Genomic DNA, 15877 nt, shown 5'->3' on the forward strand with positions numbered 1-15877 from the left:
CGACTTAACAGGCATTTCGGACACAATCGTTACATATGTGACCGACAGTTGTTCACTGTTGGTTATCGCAGTGCGGCCAGCACCTGATCGCGGACTTGAACTCGCTGCGCGCTGTCGCTGAGGGGGCGACCGGCGCGGTCCACGACATAGAAGACGTCCACCGCCTCCGCGCCGAGAGTCTCCACGCGGGCGGCCCTCACGTCAAGACCGCACTCACCGAACGCCCGTCCGATGCGCCACAGGAGCCCCGGCCTGTCATGGGCCCTGACTTCCACCACGGTGGCCGTCGCGGAGGCGTCGTCGACCAGTGTCACCCGAGGTGGAGCCACAGGTACCCGCGGCGGCCGCACGGACCGGCTCCGGCGGGCCAGCCGCTGCTCGATGTCAAGACGGCCGGCAAGGACGAGACGGAGGTCGGCCTCCAGGGTGGCGGGGTCGGGCGGCGAGCCGTACTCGGGCACGACGGCGAACTCGATGACCGCCGTGCCGCCCGCCGAGGCGGCCGACGCCGAGCGCACGACCATCCGGTGGGCGGCCAGCACCCCGGCGGCGCTCCACAACAGCCCGGCCCGGTCGGGCGCGACGACGGTGACCGCCCCGCCGTTGACGCGGACCGCGCCGCCGCCGTGCCGGGCCAGCGCCGCCTGCTCGGGCGGGATCGAGGGCGCCCTGGGCGGCGGCGAGCCCGACAACACGGACCTGACGCGGCGGACGAGGTCGGCGACCAGCCCGGCCTTCCAGGCGTTCCAGGCGGCCGGCCCGGTCGCGTTGCCGTCGGCGACGGCCAGCGCGGCCAGCAGGTCGAGCACCTCGCGGGAGCCGACCGTGGCGGCGACCTTCTCGATCGTGACCGGGTCGTCGAGGTCCCTGCGGGTGGCGGTCTCGGGCAGCAGCAGGTGGTGGCGTACGACGGTGGCCAGCGTCTCGACGTCATGGGCGGGCAGCCCCATGCGCCGGGCGATGTCGCGGACCACGACCTCACCCGTCGCCGAGTGGTCGCCCGGCCAGCCCTTGCCGATGTCGTGCAGGAGCGCGCCGATCAGCAGCAGGTCGGGACGGGAGACCTCGCGGGCGTGGCCGGCGGCGTTCGCGGCGGCCTCGATCAGGTGCCGGTCGACGGTGAAGCGGTGGATGGGGTTGCGCTGCGGACGGTGCCGTACGCGTTCCCAGTCAGGAAGCAGCTTGACAATGACGCCCGCCTGGTCGAGCTCCTCCCACACCGGCACGGCGGCCCGTCCCGCGCCGAGGATCGACACCAGCGCGTCGCGCGCCTCCTCGGGCCACGGCACCGGCATCGAAGCCGACTGAGCAGCCAGGACGGAAACCGTGGCGGGCGCCAGCGGCAGCCCCGAGTCGGCCGCCGCGGCGGCGGCCCGCAGCACCAGGACGGGGTCCTTGCGCGGGTCGGCGCCCCTGGCCAGGACCACCTCGCCGCCGTGCTCGACCACGCCGTCGGCCAGCGGGCGGCGCCCTCGCGGGACCGGCCCTGACAGCAGCCTGTCAACGGTGCGCCAGGTGGCGTCGAAGGCGTGGGAGACGGTCCGGCCCGCCTCGGCGAGCCGGCGCATGAGGGCCTCGGCGTCCAGCAGGCCGAGCAGCCCGGCCACCGCGTCCTGCTCCTGGAGCACCAGCCGGTCGGCGCCGCGCGCGGTGACGACGTGCAGCGCGTGCCGCACGTCGAGGATGAACTCGTGGGCCTCGCGCGCCCGCGGTCCCGGCGCCGAGGCTACCCACGCCGCCGCCACGGCCTGCATCGCCTGGACGTCGCGCAGCCCGCCGCGGCCGTCCTTGAGGTCGGGTTCGAGGAGGAAGGCCAGCTCGCCGCTGACCTGCGCCCGCTGGTCGGCCGACGCGCGCAGCTCGCCCAGCCTGCGCCGCGAGTCGGCCCGCCACTCGGCCAGCACCGCCTCCCTGGCCCTCCTGGTCAGCTCGGGGTCGCCGGCGACGTGCCTGGCCTGGATGAGGCCGAGCACGGCCTTGAGGTCCTGCCTGGCCACGGCCACGGCCTCCGTCACGGTCCGCACGGAGTGGTCGAGGCCGACGCTGGAGTCCCAGATGGGGTACCAGATGCGCTCGGCGATCCGCGCCACGTCGGCCCGCCCGTCGTGCAGCAGGACCAGGTCCAGGTCGCTGCCGGGGGCCGGCTCGCCGCGGCCGAGGCTGCCGACGGCGACCAGGGAGACCTGGTCGCCGTCGCTCGCCGTCCTGAAGAGGTCCTTGAGCCAGCGGTCGGTGTCCGCGGTCCGCTCCTTGCGGGCCGCGGCGTACGAGCGCGCCTCTCCTCTCACAGGGCCTCCGGCCCTCGCTCTCCGGTGCGTACGCGCACGGCCGTGTCGACGGGCACGGACCAGACCTTGCCGTCGCCGATCTTGCCGGTGTGCGCCGCCTTGACGATGACGTCGATGACGTCCTCGGCGTCGTCCTCCTCGGTCAGCACCTCCAGGCGCACCTTCGGCACCAGGTCCACCTGGTACTCGGCGCCGCGGTAGACCTCGGTGTGGCCGCGCTGGCGGCCGTAGCCGCTCGCCTCGCTGACCGTCATGCCCTTGATGCCGAACTGCTCCAGCGCCGCCTTGACGTCGTCGAGCTTGAACGGCTTGATGATCGCGGTGATGAGCCTCATGCCTCCACCTTCTTGGGAGCCGGAGCCGGGGTGAGCGGACCGTTCGGGGTGGTCACGCCGGAGGCGTAGACCGTGCCGAGGTCGTACCCGGTCTCGGCGTGCGTGGTGACGTCGATGCCGGTGAGCTCGTCCTCGGCGGAGATGCGGAAGCCCATGGTCCTGTCGATGAGCTTGCCGACGATCCAGGTGGCGGCGAACGAGTAGCCGCCGACGGCGACCGGGCCGAGCACCTGCAGCCCGAGCTGACCGAGGCCGCCGCCGTAGAACAGGCCCTTGCTCTGCTGGTCGAGGAAGGGATAGGCGGCCAGGAAGCCGAGCGAGACGGCGCCGATGACGCCGCCGACCAGGTGCACGCCGACCACGTCGAGCGAGTCGTCGAAGCCCAGCCGGTACTTCAGGCCCACGGCGTAGGCGCAGACGGCCCCGGCGGCCAGGCCGATGACCATCGCGGCCCACGGGTCCACGAAGCCGCAGGCCGGCGTGATGGCGACCAGGCCGGCGACCGCGCCGGAGGCGACGCCGAGGCTGGTGGCGTGGCCGTCGCGCATCTTCTCCACGACGAGCCAGGCCCCCGCGGCGACCGCCGTGGCGATCTGGGTGTTCATGAACGCCAGACCGGCGGTGCCGTCCACGGCCAGCTCCGAGCCGGCGTTGAAGCCGAACCAGCCGAACCACAGCAGGCCCGCGCCGAGCAGGACCAGCGTGAGGTTGTGCGGCCGCATCGGCTCCTTGCGCCAGCCCTGGCGCTTGCCGAGCACGAGGGCCGGGGCCAGCGCCGCGGCGCCGGCGTTGATGTGGACGACGGTGCCGCCGGCGAAGTCCTCGATGCCCATGGTGTTGAGCCAGCCGGTGCCCCACACCCAGTGGGCGACCGGGAAGTAGACGACGGTGGCCCAGACCACGCTGAACAGGATCCACGCGCCGAACTTCGCCCGGTCGGCGATCGCGCCGCTGATCAGGGCGACGGTGATGATGGCGAACGTCAGCTGGAAGGCCGAGAAGACCAGGCTCGGCATGCCGGTGCCGTCGTCCTTGGTGGCCGTCTCCACCAGGCTCTGCAGGCCCAGGGCGTCGAAGCCGCCGACGACGTTGTTCAGCAGCGAGCTGCCGTTGTCGGTGAAGGCGAGCGAGTGCCCGAACAGCACCCAGGCCACGGTGACCGTGATGATGGCGCCGAAGGACATCATCATCATGTTCAGGACGCTCTTGGCCCTGGTCATGCCCCCGTAGAAGAACGCGAGACCCGGAGTCATCAGCAACACCAGCGCGGTGGCCGCGAGCATCCAGGCTGTGGTGCCGCTATCGATCTTCACGACGCGACCCTCCTTACGTGTGACGTGTTGCCACAGCGTGTTCGGCCGGGGTTTCGTGGCTCGACCTGCAGTGTTTCGCGCCGGTGAATCTCGCCGGCACGGTGTTTCGGGTAGGTTTCGGCCCCTTCACACGCGCCGATCCGGCCATGAGATACTTAGGGTTGCCTAACCTAATAGATCAAGGAATCCCTCATGCGTCTCCGGCTTCTGGCCCTGCTCCCCGTCCTCGCCCTGGCCGCCTGCGGCACCTCGACCGGCACGGAGGACGCCGGCCCCACCCGGACCGTCAAGCACGCCATGGGCGAGACCAAGGTGCCGATGACCCCCAAGCGGGTCGTGGTGCTCGACACCGACAAGCTGGACACGATGGTCTCCCTCGGCATGGCCCCCGTCGGCGCGGCCCAGGCGGGCGAGAACCAGACCTGGCCGGAGTACCTCGGCCCGGCGCTGTCGGCCACCAAGCCGGTCGGCACGCTCCAGCAGCCCAACATCGAGGCGATCATGGCGCTCAAGCCGGACCTCATCCTCGGCTCGAAGTTCCGCCAGGCCGCCTTCTACGACAAGCTCAGCAAGATCGCGCCGACCGTGTTCACCGAGAAGGTGGGCATCACCTGGAAGGAGAACTTCCTGCTGGACGCCGAGGCCCTGGGCAAGAAGGAGCAGGCGTCCGGGCTGCTGTCGGCGTACGAGCAGCGGGCCGAGGCGCTGGGCGGGAAGTTCTCGAAGCTCTCGGTGAGCATCGTGCGCTTCATGCCCACCGAGATCCGCATGTACGGCCCCGAGTCGTTCAGCGGCATCGTGGTCGCCGACGCCGGCGTCCAGCGGCCCGAGGCCCAGCGCCTGGCCGACCAGGACGACAAGCGCTTCGGCAAGCTGAGCCAGGAGAACATCGCCAAGGCCGACGGCGACGCCGTCTTCTACAGCGCCTACGGCGAGGCCGCCGCCAAGTCGCAGGCCACGGTGACCGGCGGCCCGCTGTGGAAGAACCTGGCCGCGGTGAAGGCCGGCCACGCCCACGACGTCGACGACGAGATCTGGATGACCGGCATCGGCGTCACCGCCGCCGGCAAGATCCTCGACGACCTGGAGAAGCACCTCAGCCCGCTGGCCTGACCCGGTCGCCCTGGGCGATCCGGCCGGGGCGCAACACCCGCGCGTAGACGCCCGCGCACGCCTGGAGCCCGGCCTCCAGCACCTGGACCCTGTTGTGCCGGGCCACCACGCGCAGCGCCTCGGTGTCGCGGCCGAGCGTGCCGTGGGCGAGCGTCGGCACCGCGCAGCGCGGGCTGGCCACGATGACCTGGAGCACGACCTCGTCCCCGACGTGCAGCTCGCGCCCCACCCAGTCGTTCTCGGCGAAGCCCGCCGCCTCCGTCCTGATGATCAGGTTGGGCCGGTAGCGGAGGGCTTCGACGTGCCCGCGCGGGCTGAGCTCGCCGATGCGGTCGATCGTCGAGGTGGAGATCAGGTGCAGGGGCGCGAAGTCGAAGAAGGTGCCCTCCGGCGAGGCCCCGCCGAGCGTGCCCACCGTGTACGGCACCTCCGCCTCGATGCCCTCGGCCAGCACCCGCTCGGGCACCGACCGCTCCAGCTCGGCCCCCTCCGGCGGCACGTCGATCAGCCGCACCTCGCGGCCGAGCAGCTTCGACAGCTCCTCGTCGCCCGGCACGGCGGCGCCTTCGAGGGTCAGCAGGTCGCGCCAGAGCCGCGGGTTCTTGGCGCTGGCGATCTTCCCCGTGGCGACGTCGAGCACCGCCCGGGCCCGGTCGCCGGCCAGGCCGCGCTCGGTCACCTCGCTCTCGGCGATCTCCTCGCCCAGCATCGACTTCACCGGATAGCGGCGCAACGTCTCGACATACATGATCGAGAGCTTAGGGCCGGCCCCAGAAACGGCGCAGGTGGGGGACCAGCTCGGCGGCCCGCTCGTCGGGGAAGAACAGCCGCCCGCCCTCGATCTCGACGACCTCCCGCACGCCGGGGATCGTGTCGCGCAGCCAGCGGGCCCAGCTCACGTCGAAGAACACGTCGCCGGTGCCCCACACGACCAGCGTCGGCACGGCGAGCACGGTGAGCTGCGGCTCGATGGCGACCATGTCCGCGGCGTCGATCGAGGCCAGCAGGCGTTCGAAGGCGCGGCCGCCGCCCGGCTTGGCCAGGATCGGGCGCAGGTAGGCGTCCACCAGCTCGGCGGGGTCGTCGATGTGCTCGTAGCCGGCGCCCAGGGCGGTCCCGGCCAGCAGCTCCGGGTGGTCCAGCACGGCGGCCACCAGCCCGGCCAGCTCGCCCCTCGCGGCCAGCTCCACGGTGTCCTTGAACGCCTCCGGCGGGGTGTTGGTGTGCACGTCGCAGTTGGTGAGGGTGAGCGAGCGCAGCCGTCCGGGGTGGCGTACCGCGAAGACCTGGGCGACGGCGCCGCCGGTGTCGTTGGCCACGAGGTCCACCTCGGCCAGGCCGAGCCCGGCGCACAGCTCCTCCACGGCCTCGGCCAGCGCGGGGATGGACAGGTCTTCGCGCGGCTCGCTGCCGCCGTGCGCGGGCAGGTCCAGGGCCACACAGCGGCGCTCGTCGCGCAGCTCGGCGATGACGTTGCGCCACAGGTACGAGCTGGTGCCCACGCCGTGCACGAACAGGGTCACCGGGCCCTGGCCCACGTCCACGTAGTTGATGCCGTCCATGCCGACTCCCTCTCGATTACAGACCGACTGTCGGTCTAGAAAATTACCGACCGTTGGTCGGTTTGTCTAGAGTGAGGGCATGAACCTCAAGGCGGAGCGCGGCGCGGCCACCCGCGACAAGGTCCTGGCCATCGCCACGCGGCTGTTCGCCGAGCGGGGCTACGACGACACGTCGATCGAGACCGTGCTCCAGGAGTCAGGGCTGAGCCGCGGGGCCCTGTACCACCACTACGCGGGCAAGGACGCGCTGTTCGAGGCGGTGCTGGAGGCCACGGAGTCGGCCATCGGCGTCAAGATCGCCAAGGCGGTGCGCGGCATCGCCGACCCGGCGGCGGCGCTGCTGGCGGGCGCGCTGGCCTGGGTCAGACTGGCGGGCGATCCGGTGATCCGGCGCATCGTGCTCATCGACGCGCCCGCGGTGCTGGGGTGGGAGAGCTGGCGGGCGATGGAGGAGCGGTACTCCTTCGGCATGCTGAAGGCGGCCCTGCAGGCGACCGGCGCGGTCCCCGACGACTACGTCGACCTGCACGCCCACATGCTGCTGGCCGCCGTCAACGAGAGCGCCCTGCTGGTCGCCAGGGGCGGCGACACGGAGACGGCCGAGGCCGCCGTGGAGGAGTTCCTGCGCCGCGTCCTCAGGCCGTAGAAGGCCCTCAGAGCCCGGAAACGGCGCCGCCGCCCGGAAGGCCGGGCGGCGGGGCCGAAGAAGTGGAGAAAGGTCAGGCGGCGGCGTTGGCCATGCGGCGCAGCCGGGCCAGGGCGTCGCGCTCGATGCGGCGGGCGCGGTCGCGGCCGATGCCGTAGCGCTCCCCCACCTCGGTCAGCGTGTGCTCGCGCCCGTCGACCAGCCCGTAGCGCCAGCGCAGCATCTCGCTGGTGTCGCCCTCCAGGCCGGTGAGCCACTGGTCGAGCCGCTCGCGCTCGAGGATGTCGATGGCCTGCTGCTCGGGATCGGCCCACGTCTCGTCGGCGATCATGTCACCGAGCTCGGTCTCGTCCTCGTCACCCACGCCGAGCTGCAGCGAGACCGGGTCGGAGGCCCAGCGGCGCAGCTCGCGCACCCGCTCGATCGGCAGGTCGAGGATCTCGGCGAGGTCGCCGTCGGTCGGCTCGGCGTCGAACTCGGCCAGCAGGTCGCGGCGCACCCGCATCAGCCGGGTCATCTGCTCGCCGGCGTGCGTCGGCAGCCGGACCGGACGGGCCTGCTCGTGGATGGCCCGTCCGACCGACTGCCTGATCCACCATGTCGCGTAGGTGGAGAACTTGTACCCCCGGCGGTAGTCGAACTTCTCGACCGCTCGAACCAGGCCCAGGTTCCCCTCCTGGACCAGGTCGATGAGCGGCATCCCCCGGCCCGAGTACTTCCGGGCCACCGCCACCACCAGGCGCAGGTTGGCCTGGATGAACTCGTCCTTCGCGCGCTGGCCGGAGACGGCCAGGCGCTCCAGCTCCTCGTCGGCCGCGTCCCCGATGCGCGGCTCGGAGCCTCCGCTGTCAAGGAGCTGCTCGGCGAACAGGCCCGCCTCGATCCGCTTGGCGAGCTCCACCTCTTCCTCCGCCGTGAGCAGCGGGACCCGGCCGATCTCGGCCAGATACGTCCCCAGCAGGTCGCGATCAGCGACGTGCTGCTCCTGCGTGCGACTCCCCGTAGGCCTTGCCATCCCCTGGCACCTCGTTCCGCAGCTGCGTCCTATATCCGGCCAACGTCCGGCCGGAAGCAAAGATTCCCTAAACAGCTACGTCAGAGGGAGGGTCTTGGACGTCCTCCTAAAGGAGGAGACCGGCCTGAAACACCTGGTGGACAAGGGGAACACCGGGTCGGTACGCCAGGTGGACATAGGAGGGGGCGTCGAGCACGACCAGGTCCGCCCTGGCCCCCTGCCGCAGCCACCCTACGTCCGTGCGGCGCAGCGCGCGGGCCCCGCCGTACGTGGCCGCGCGCACCGCCTCCAGCGGCGTCATCCCCATCTCGCGCACCGCCAGCGCCACGCAGAACGGCATGGACGAGGTGAACGACGAGCCCGGGTTGCAGTCGGTGGCCAGCGCGACCGTGACGCCCGCGTCGAGGAGCCGCCGGGCGTCGGGATAGGGCGAGCGCGTGGAGAACTCGGCCCCCGGCAGCAGCGTCGCCACCGTCCCGCTCGATGCGAGGGCGTCGACGTCGGCCGCCGACAGGTGGGTGCAGTGGTCGGCCGAGGCCGCGCCCAGCTCGCAGGCGATGCGCACGCCGGGCCCCTCGGTGAGCTGGTTGGCGTGCACCCGGGGCTGGAGCCCGGCCTTGATCCCGGCGTTCAGGATCTCCCTGGTCTGGTCGCCGTCGAACGCACCGCGCTCGCAGAAGACGTCGACCCATTTGGCGTAGGGGGCGCAGGCGTCGAGCATCTCGCCCGTCACCAGCCGGACGTAGTCGTCGGCGTCGGCGCCCTCGGGGACGACGTGCGCGCCCAGGTAGGTCGTCTCGTCGGTGAGGGTGGTGGCGATCTCCAGCGAGCGGCGCTCGTGCTCGGCGGAGAGCCCGTAGCCGCTCTTGATCTCCACGGTGGTGGTGCCCTGCGCGAGCATCTCCTCCACCAGGGCGCGCGCGTGCGTGGCCAGGTCGGCGTCGCTCGCCGCGCGGGTGGCGGCGACGGTCGTCCTGATGCCCCCGCCGGTGTACGGCTGCCCCGACATGCGGGCCTGGAACTCGGCCGTACGGTCGCCGGCGAACACCAGGTGGGCGTGGCTGTCCACGAACCCGGGCAGCACGGCCCGGCCACCGGCGTGCAGGCGCTCGTCGGCGGCGGGCGCCCGGGCGGCGGGGCCGACCCAGGCCACCAGGCCGTCCTCGACGACCAGCGCCGCGTCGGTGATCTCCTCGCGCTCGGGGTCGCCGGTGTAGAGCAGCCCGATCCCGTCGATCAGCGTGGTGGTCATCGCACCTTTCCTATCGCCTCGGAGAGCATGTGCCCGACGTCGCCCAGCTCGTGACGGCCCTGCGCGACCACCCGGCGGCCGCCGGAGACCACCGAGTGCACGTCGGAGGCCGTGGCCGCGAACACCACGGCCTCCAGCCCGCCGATGCCCGCCGTGCGCACCGAGTCGAGGCGGACCGACACCAGGTCGGCCCACGCCCCGGGGATGAGCCGGCCGGCGTCGGCGAAGCCGAGCGAGGTGTGCCCGGCGCCGGTGGCGGCGGTGAGCAGGTCGGCGGCGCTCCAGTGGCCGCGCCGCTCGCTGGTCAGCCGCTCGTCGAGCTCGACCGCGCGGGCCTCCTCGAACAGGTCGATCACGGCGTGGCCGTCGGAGCCCAGCGTGATCGGGGTGCCGCGGTCGGCCGCCGCCCTGGCCGGGCCGACGCCGTCGGCGAGGTCGCGCTCGGTGGTGGGGCACATGCAGATGTACGTGCCCGACTGGCCGAGCAGCTCCACGTCGGAGTCGGTCAGATGGGTGGCGTGCACCGCGGTCGAGCGCGGGCCCAGCACGCCGCGCTCGTGCAGGATCTGGACCGGCGTGGCGGCGTACGTCTCGGCGCAGGCGGCGTTCTCGGCGCGCTGCTCGGAGACGTGCGCGTGCAGCGGGGCGCCGTGCCGGTGGGAGAACTCGGCCACCACCGGCATCTGGTCGGGCGGCACCGCGCGCACGGAGTGGACGGCGGCCCCGATCTCCACGTCGTGCTGCCCCTCGTAGGCGGCGGCCAGCTCGTCGGCCCTGGCCGCCCAGCCGTCGGCGCTGCCGTCGCTGAAGCGCAGCTGGGTGCCCGACAGCGGCACGCCGATGCCGCCGGACAGGTAGCAGGTGTCGAGCAGCGTGATGCGCAGCCCGGCCTCGCGCGCGGCCTGGACGAGCGCGTGGCTCATCACGTTCCGGTCCTCGTACGGGCGGCCGCCGGGGCCGTGGTGCAGGTAGTGGAACTCGCCCACGCAGGTCACCCCGGCCAGCGCCATCTCGGCGTAGACGGCCCTGGCGAGCTGGAAGTAGGTGTCGGGGTCGAGCTTGCCCGCGACCTCGTACATCTGGTCGCGCCAGGTCCAGAAGTCGCCCTTGCCGCGCTGGGTGGCGCCGCGCAGGGCCCGGTGGAAGGCGTGGGAATGGGCGTTGGCCAGGCCGGGGATGGTCAGGCCGGACAGCCGCTCGGCCGAGCCGGGCTCGCCCCGCCCGATCCTGGCGATCCGGGCGCCCTCGACCTCGATGAGGACGCCGTGGGCGACCCCGTCGGGCAACCAGGCCTGCTCGCACCAGTAGGTCAGCGACACAGATCCTCCAGCACGTCCGCGAGTGCCACCACTCCCGCATGGCAGTCTGCCTGGTCGGCGTGCTCCTCGGGGGAATGGGACACGCCGGTGGGGTTGCGTACGAACAACATCGCGCTCGGGACGCCCGCCGTGGCCAGGATTCCGGCGTCGTGGCCCGCTCCGGTCGGCAGGATCGGCGCGGGCGTGTCGCCGCCCGCCACGCGGGCCAGCCGGTCCCTCAGCGCCGCGCCGAAGGCGACCTCGGGGGTCCACGACTCCTCGCGCACGTCCGCGCCGGCCGCCGCGGAGAGCTCCCCGACCAGGGCGCGGACCGCGGGCTCCGCCGGGCCTCGGGCGTCCAGCCAGGCCGTGACCAGACCGGGGACGGCGTTGGCGTTGCCGGGCGAGACGCGGGTCTTGCCGACCGTGGCCACCACGTCGTGCCGCTCGGCCGCCTCGCGGGCGGCCAGCACCAGGCGGGCGAAGGGCAGCATCGGGTCGTCGCGGTCGGCCAGCCGGGTGGTGCCCGCGTGGTCGGCCCTGCCGTGGAAGTCGAACCGCCACCGGCCGTGCGGCCAGATGGCGCTGGCCACGCCCACCGGGCGGCCCTCGTGCACCAGGCCGCGGCCCTGCTCGACGTGGAGCTCGACGAACGTGCCGACGGTGGCCAGGGTCTCGGCGTCGGGGCCCACGGTCTCCGGCTTGCGGCCGGCCCGCGCCATGACGTCGGCCAGCGTGTCGCCCTCGTCGTCGGTGAGCGCGAGCGCGCGTTCCGGCGTGAGCGCGCCGGTGAGCAGCCGGGAGCCCATGCACGGCACGCCGAACCTGGCCCCCTCCTCGTCGGTGAAGCAGGCGACGCCGATCGGCCGGCCCGGCGTGACCTGCCGTTCGCGCAGCAGGTCGACGGCGGCGAAGGCGGACACCACGCCGAGCGGGCCGTCGTAGGCGCCGCCGTGGCGCACGGAGTCGAGGTGGCTGCCGGTGACCACGCCGGGCCGGCGCGACGGGTCGCCCCACCAGGCCCAGAGGTTGCCGTTGCGGTCTTCCCGCAGGTCGAGCCCGCGGCGCGCGGCCTCGCCCGCGAACCACCCGCGTAGCTCCATGTCGGCGGCCGACCAGGCGTCTCTCACGTATCCGCCGGAGCGGGGATCTCGTCCTATGTGCGCGAGTGGTTCAAGCATGGGTCCACTGTAGTGAATGGATCCATTCAATTGTCAGCTGGCCGGGCCCGCGCTCGGTCTGATGGTCAGTTCGGTGAGGTGGGCGTCGGGTCCGGCGTTGATCGTGGCGAGCACGGCCCGCGCGACGCTCTGCGGAGTGAGGTACTTGTCCGGTTCGTACGCGCCGCCCTCCTGCTCGCGTACGCCGCGCTGCATGTCGGTGGCCACCCGGCCCGGATAGACGGTGGTGACCCGCAGCTCGGGCTCCTCCAGGCGCAGCGCGTCGGCGAAGGCGCGCAGGGCGAACTTGCTGGCCGCGTACGAGGCCCAATCGGGGTTGGCCCGCTGCCCCGCGCCGGAGTTCACGCAGACGACGTGCCCCCGGGCGTGGCGCAGCGCGGGCAGCAGCAGCCGGGTCAGCTCGGCGACCGCGACGACGTTGAGCTCCATGGTCGTGCGCCAGTTGCCGACGGGCTGGTCGGCGATCCGGCCGAGCAGCGCGATCCCGGCGCTGTGCACGAGCACGTCGAGCCGTTCGACGCCGCTGACGTCGGCCTCGGTGAGCCGGGTCAGCTCGACGGGCCAGGACCGCGCGTCGGGCAGCTCGCCCGCCAACTTGGCGAGCGCGGACTCGTCCCTGCCGCCGAGGATGACGTGATGCGTGGGGCCCAGCGCCCGCGCCACGGCCTCGCCCACACCGCGGGAAGCGCCGGTGACCAGCGCAGTCGGTCGTTCAGTCATGGGGCCGAGTTTATGACCTTGACGAGCATTCAAATTTGAGTACAAACTTGAGCACATGTCGGCGTCCACGCGCATCCTGATCCTCGGTTCCCTGCTCGACGGCCCCATGAACGGCTACGGCGTACGCCGCCGGCTGGAGATGATGGGCGCCGACACCTGGGCCAACGTCGCCTTCGGGTCGATCTACCACGGCCTGGGCAAGATGGCCGACGAGGGGCTGCTCATGGTCGTCGAGGCCGGCAAGGGCGGCAAGGTCGTCTACGAGCTGACCGAGGCCGGCCGCTACGAGTTCCACCGGCTGCTCATGCACGGCTGGTCCGAGGTGAGACCCGTCGTCGACCCCTTCCAGGTCGCGCTGACGTTCATGAACCGGCTGGAGAAACAGGAGATTCTCGACGCCCTGCATGGCAGGATCCGGCAACTGCGACTGAACATCGAGACCATCGACCACGCCTACGGCACCAAGCAGCGCTACGGCGAGCCCCGGCACCTCGACGAGAACCTCCGCCTGACCCAGGCCATGCTCCAAGCCCAGCTCGACTGGGTCGAAGGCGCGATCGGCCGGGTCGAGAAGGACGAACTGCCCTGAGGAGAAAAATGATCATTGAGGCACGTGAGTTACGCAAGACGTTCACCACCAGGAGCCGCAAGGGCTCGCAGACCGTCGAGGCCGTGCGCGGCATCGACCTCGACGTGGAGAAGGGCGAGATCTTCGGCGTGCTCGGCCCCAACGGCGCCGGCAAGACCACGACGATCCGCATGCTGGCCACGCTGATCACGCCCGACTCCGGCACCGCCGTCGTCGCCGGCCACGACCTGCGCAAGGAGCCCCAGGCCGTGCGCCGCCGGCTCGGCTACGTCAGCCAGGCGGGCGGCGTGGAGGACACCACGAGCGCCCGCGCCCAGATCATGATGGCCGCGAAGATCCACGGCGTGGCCGACCCGAAGCAGGCGACGGCCGACGTGCTCGACCGCTTCGACCTCTCCGACATGGCCGACCGGCCCGGCCGTACGCTCTCCGGCGGCCAGAAGCGGCGGGTGGCCATCGCGCTGGGGCTGGTGCACGCCCCGCCGCTGCTCTTCCTCGACGAGCCCACCACCGGCCTCGACCCGCAGAACCGCGCGAACCTCTGGGACCGCATCAGGCAGCTCCGCGAGGCCGGCACGAGCGTGCTGCTCAGCACCCACTACCTCGACGAGGCCGACGCGCTCTGCGACCGGCTGGTGATCGTCGACCACGGACGCATCGTCGCCGAGGGCACGCCCGGCGAGCTCAAGCGCGAGGTCTCCGGCGACGTCGTCACGCTGCGGCTGGCCGAGCCCGAGCGGGCCGCCGAGGCGCTCAGGCCCCTGGCCCGCGAGGTCCGCCTGGACGAGGACGCCCTGCGCGTCTACGTCGACGACGGCGAGCACACGCTGCCCGCGCTGCTGCGCGTCCTCGAGGAGCAGGGCATCGGCCTGCGCTCGATCGCGCTCGACCGCTCCACGCTCGACGACGTCTTCCTGGCCAAGACCGGCCGGTCCCTGCGCGACACCGGAGCCGCCGCATGATCCGCCACATCGCCCTGTTCACCGGCTACGAGCTGAAGAAGTCCTTCAGCAACCCGGTCTGGCCGCTGTTCGGCATCCTGCAGCCGGTGCTCTACCTGCTGATGTTCGCGCCGCTGCTCAAGGACCTGACGCCGGGCCGCAGCACGGTCGACGCCCTGCGCATGTTCACGCCCGCGTCGATGATGATGATCGCCGTGTTCGGCTCGCTGTTCTCCGGGTTCGGCCTGATCGCCGAACTGCGCAACGGCTCGCTCGAACGGTACGCCGTCAGCCCCGCCTGGCGGCCGGCCATCGTGCTCGGGCGGGTGGCCAAGGACATGGTCGTGCTGGTGTGCCAGGCGGTCCTGGTGCTGGTCGTGGCCGTGGCCATGGGCGTGCGCATCGGCGGCGTCGAGCTGGTGCTGGTGCTGGCGCTCATGGCGGCCACCGGGCTGTTCGCCTCCGGGCTGTCACAGGGGCTGGCGCTGACCGTGCGCGACGAGAACGGCATGTCGCAGACGCTCAACCTGTTCATGTTGCCGATCATGCTGCTGGCCGGGCTGTTCATCCCGATCGCGTTCGCGCCCGGCTGGATGCGGGCGATCGCGCCGGTCAACCCGCTCTACCACGCGGTCGAGGCCGGGCGGGCGCTGTTCGCCGGGCGGCTCGGCGACCCGTCGATCCCGATCGCGTTCGCGCTGTTCATCGTGCTCGCGGTGCTCACGACGATCTGGTCGATGCGGTCGCTACGCAGGATCGCCGGGTAGGAACGTGCCGGCCTCGTCGGTCATCCGCTCGTACTCCTCCAGCCTGGCCCTGGTACGCAGCGGGGCGGCGTCGGCCATGGCCTCGACCAGGGCCATGGCGAGGGCAAGGGGGGCCGCGTGGGAGTCGAACACCAGGCGGTCCCCGACCGGGCCGTCGAGCACGACCTCGGCCGGGAAGTCCGCTTTGTCGGTGATGGCGGCGACGCGCAGGCCGAGCTTCCCGGCGTACTCCAGCGCCTGCACGACCTCGGCCGGATAACGCGGGAGCACCACCGCCACCACCCACTCCGCGCCCGCCCGCCGCGCCGCGTGCAGCCCCTCGACCAGCTCGGAGCCGCCATGGGTGAGCAGGCGTACGTCGGGATGGATGCGCCTGGCGTAGTAGGCGAAGGTGGTGGCCAGGCCGCAGGAGACCCGCAGGCCCAGCACCGGCAGCGGCTCGGTGGCGGCGAGCTGCTCGCCCAGCTCCTTGAGCGGGAGGGCGGCCAGCCGCTCGCGGACGACGGCGAGGTTGCGGATCTCGCTGTCGATCGCGTTGCGCAGCAGGCTCTCCTGGGGCGCGACCACGCCGCCGCCGAGCACCAGCGGGCGCAGCGCCTGGCGCAGCTCGGGATAGCCGGCGAAGCCGAGCACCATGGCGAACCTGGTCACCGACGGCTGGCTGACCCCGGCCCGCTCGGCCAGCTCGACGCTGGACAGGAAGATCGCCTCGTCGAGGTGCTCGCCCAGGTAGTGGGCGATCCTGCGCTGCACCGGCGACAACCTCCGGCCGTCGAGCAGCACGCCGAGTCCACCGTGATATCCGTCAGCCACGCCACCTCCAACACTCCTCCACCGGCATTCTCATCCCCCGCGCC

At 72.3% G+C, this 15877-nt stretch carries 16 protein-coding genes; 5 read left to right on the top strand and 11 right to left on the bottom strand.

All coding sequences use genetic code 11. The features are described 5' to 3' along the window. Window positions 1-62: 62 nt before the first annotated feature. Genes ACNF49_RS48855 through ACNF49_RS48865 form a run of 3 tightly spaced genes read right to left on the bottom strand, consistent with a single transcriptional unit; the run spans window position 63 to window position 3936 of the window. A complete protein-coding gene (locus tag ACNF49_RS48855; protein ID WP_482941961.1) occupies window positions 63-2288 on the bottom strand; it encodes a [protein-PII] uridylyltransferase in 2226 nt (741 codons plus the stop codon). Continuing rightward, window positions 2285-2623, bottom strand: a complete 339-nt coding sequence (locus ACNF49_RS48860; protein WP_352321406.1) for a P-II family nitrogen regulator — start codon at window positions 2621-2623, stop codon at window positions 2285-2287. Before ACNF49_RS48860 ends, ACNF49_RS48855 begins: the two co-directional genes overlap by 4 nt. Continuing rightward, a complete protein-coding gene (locus ACNF49_RS48865) occupies window positions 2620-3936 on the bottom strand; it encodes an ammonium transporter (protein WP_482941962.1) in 1317 nt (438 codons plus the stop codon). Before ACNF49_RS48865 ends, ACNF49_RS48860 begins: the two co-directional genes overlap by 4 nt. A gap of 192 nt (window positions 3937-4128) precedes the next feature. Between ACNF49_RS48865 and ACNF49_RS48870 the strand changes: the two genes are divergently transcribed. Then, window positions 4129-5049: an ABC transporter substrate-binding protein gene (locus ACNF49_RS48870; protein WP_482941963.1), complete on the top strand. Its 921-nt coding sequence runs from the start codon at window positions 4129-4131 to the stop codon at window positions 5047-5049. Here ACNF49_RS48870 and ACNF49_RS48875 read toward each other — a convergent pair. Together ACNF49_RS48875 and ACNF49_RS48880 are read right to left on the bottom strand one after the other, a co-directional pair. Next, on the bottom strand, window positions 5033-5797 hold the full coding sequence (locus ACNF49_RS48875) for an MOSC domain-containing protein (protein ID WP_357971163.1): 765 nt from the start codon (window positions 5795-5797) through the stop codon (window positions 5033-5035). The genes ACNF49_RS48870 and ACNF49_RS48875 overlap by 17 nt on opposite strands. A gap of 10 nt (window positions 5798-5807) precedes the next feature. Beyond that, window positions 5808-6611, bottom strand: a complete 804-nt coding sequence (locus tag ACNF49_RS48880; RefSeq protein WP_482941964.1) for an alpha/beta fold hydrolase — start codon at window positions 6609-6611, stop codon at window positions 5808-5810. A gap of 79 nt (window positions 6612-6690) precedes the next feature. Between ACNF49_RS48880 and ACNF49_RS48885 the strand changes: the two genes are divergently transcribed. After that, window positions 6691-7257, top strand: a complete 567-nt coding sequence (locus ACNF49_RS48885; protein ID WP_357971161.1) for a TetR/AcrR family transcriptional regulator — start codon at window positions 6691-6693, stop codon at window positions 7255-7257. A 73-nt stretch (window positions 7258-7330) separates the two neighbouring features. Here the strand turns inward: ACNF49_RS48885 and ACNF49_RS48890 are convergent, their stop codons facing one another. From ACNF49_RS48890 to ACNF49_RS48910, 5 genes are all read right to left on the bottom strand, one after another. Next, the gene (locus ACNF49_RS48890; RefSeq protein ID WP_357971160.1) at window positions 7331-8272 is read right to left on the bottom strand and encodes a sigma-70 family RNA polymerase sigma factor; all 942 of its coding nucleotides are present in this window, start codon (window positions 8270-8272) and stop codon (window positions 7331-7333) included. Window positions 8273-8378: 106 nt separating this feature from the next. Beyond that, window positions 8379-9524 carry an imidazolonepropionase gene (gene hutI, locus ACNF49_RS48895; protein ID WP_482941965.1) on the bottom strand — a complete coding sequence of 382 codons (1146 nt, stop codon included), beginning with the start codon at window positions 9522-9524 and terminating at the stop codon, window positions 8379-8381. Continuing rightward, entirely contained in the window at window positions 9521-10843 is a 1323-nt protein-coding gene (locus tag ACNF49_RS48900; protein WP_357971158.1) for a formimidoylglutamate deiminase, read from the bottom strand. Before ACNF49_RS48900 ends, hutI begins: the two co-directional genes overlap by 4 nt. Next, entirely contained in the window at window positions 10834-12003 is a 1170-nt protein-coding gene (locus ACNF49_RS48905) for an allantoate amidohydrolase (protein WP_357971157.1), read from the bottom strand. The genes ACNF49_RS48900 and ACNF49_RS48905 overlap by 10 nt, the downstream gene beginning before the upstream one ends. A 33-nt stretch (window positions 12004-12036) precedes the next feature. Continuing rightward, window positions 12037-12723, bottom strand: coding sequence for an SDR family oxidoreductase (locus tag ACNF49_RS48910; RefSeq protein ID WP_482941966.1), 687 nt, complete (start codon window positions 12721-12723; stop codon window positions 12037-12039). A gap of 55 nt (window positions 12724-12778) precedes the next feature. Here ACNF49_RS48910 and ACNF49_RS48915 point away from each other — a divergent pair, with 55 nt between their 5' ends. From ACNF49_RS48915 to ACNF49_RS48925, 3 genes are read left to right on the top strand one after another with little or no spacing between them, the layout of a single operon-like run. Next, window positions 12779-13312 carry a PadR family transcriptional regulator gene (locus ACNF49_RS48915; RefSeq protein ID WP_357971155.1) on the top strand — a complete coding sequence of 178 codons (534 nt, stop codon included), beginning with the start codon at window positions 12779-12781 and terminating at the stop codon, window positions 13310-13312. Between the two features lie 8 nt (window positions 13313-13320). Further along, window positions 13321-14274, top strand: a complete 954-nt coding sequence (locus tag ACNF49_RS48920; protein WP_482941967.1) for an ATP-binding cassette domain-containing protein — start codon at window positions 13321-13323, stop codon at window positions 14272-14274. Continuing rightward, window positions 14271-15020: an ABC transporter permease gene (locus tag ACNF49_RS48925; RefSeq protein WP_357971153.1), complete on the top strand. Its 750-nt coding sequence runs from the start codon at window positions 14271-14273 to the stop codon at window positions 15018-15020. Before ACNF49_RS48920 ends, ACNF49_RS48925 begins: the two co-directional genes overlap by 4 nt. Here ACNF49_RS48925 and ACNF49_RS48930 read toward each other — a convergent pair. Then, a complete protein-coding gene (locus ACNF49_RS48930) occupies window positions 15000-15833 on the bottom strand; it encodes a MurR/RpiR family transcriptional regulator (RefSeq protein WP_357971152.1) in 834 nt (277 codons plus the stop codon). The genes ACNF49_RS48925 and ACNF49_RS48930 overlap by 21 nt on opposite strands. Between the last annotated feature and the right edge of the window lie 44 nt (window positions 15834-15877).

This window comes from Actinomadura sp. ATCC 39365, from assembly GCF_054392275.1.

Excerpts from the sequence above, each read along its gene's own strand:
- ACNF49_RS48860 (WP_352321406.1), bottom strand. The coding sequence starts at position 2,623 with ATGAGGCTCATCACCGCGATCATCAAGCCGTTCAAGCTCGACGACGTC.
- ACNF49_RS48870 (WP_482941963.1), top strand. The coding sequence starts at position 4,129 with ATGCGTCTCCGGCTTCTGGCCCTGCTCCCCGTCCTCGCCCTGGCCGCC.
- ACNF49_RS48875 (WP_357971163.1), bottom strand. The coding sequence starts at position 5,797 with ATGTATGTCGAGACGTTGCGCCGCTATCCGGTGAAGTCGATGCTGGGC.
- ACNF49_RS48880 (WP_482941964.1), bottom strand. The coding sequence starts at position 6,611 with ATGGACGGCATCAACTACGTGGACGTGGGCCAGGGCCCGGTGACCCTG.
- ACNF49_RS48885 (WP_357971161.1), top strand. The coding sequence starts at position 6,691 with ATGAACCTCAAGGCGGAGCGCGGCGCGGCCACCCGCGACAAGGTCCTG.
- ACNF49_RS48890 (WP_357971160.1), bottom strand. The coding sequence starts at position 8,272 with ATGGCAAGGCCTACGGGGAGTCGCACGCAGGAGCAGCACGTCGCTGAT.
- hutI (WP_482941965.1), bottom strand. The coding sequence starts at position 9,524 with ATGACCACCACGCTGATCGACGGGATCGGGCTGCTCTACACCGGCGAC.
- ACNF49_RS48905 (WP_357971157.1), bottom strand. The coding sequence starts at position 12,003 with ATGCTTGAACCACTCGCGCACATAGGACGAGATCCCCGCTCCGGCGGA.
- ACNF49_RS48910 (WP_482941966.1), bottom strand. The coding sequence starts at position 12,723 with ATGACTGAACGACCGACTGCGCTGGTCACCGGCGCTTCCCGCGGTGTG.
- ACNF49_RS48915 (WP_357971155.1), top strand. The coding sequence starts at position 12,779 with ATGTCGGCGTCCACGCGCATCCTGATCCTCGGTTCCCTGCTCGACGGC.
- ACNF49_RS48920 (WP_482941967.1), top strand. The coding sequence starts at position 13,321 with ATGATCATTGAGGCACGTGAGTTACGCAAGACGTTCACCACCAGGAGC.
- ACNF49_RS48925 (WP_357971153.1), top strand. The coding sequence starts at position 14,271 with ATGATCCGCCACATCGCCCTGTTCACCGGCTACGAGCTGAAGAAGTCC.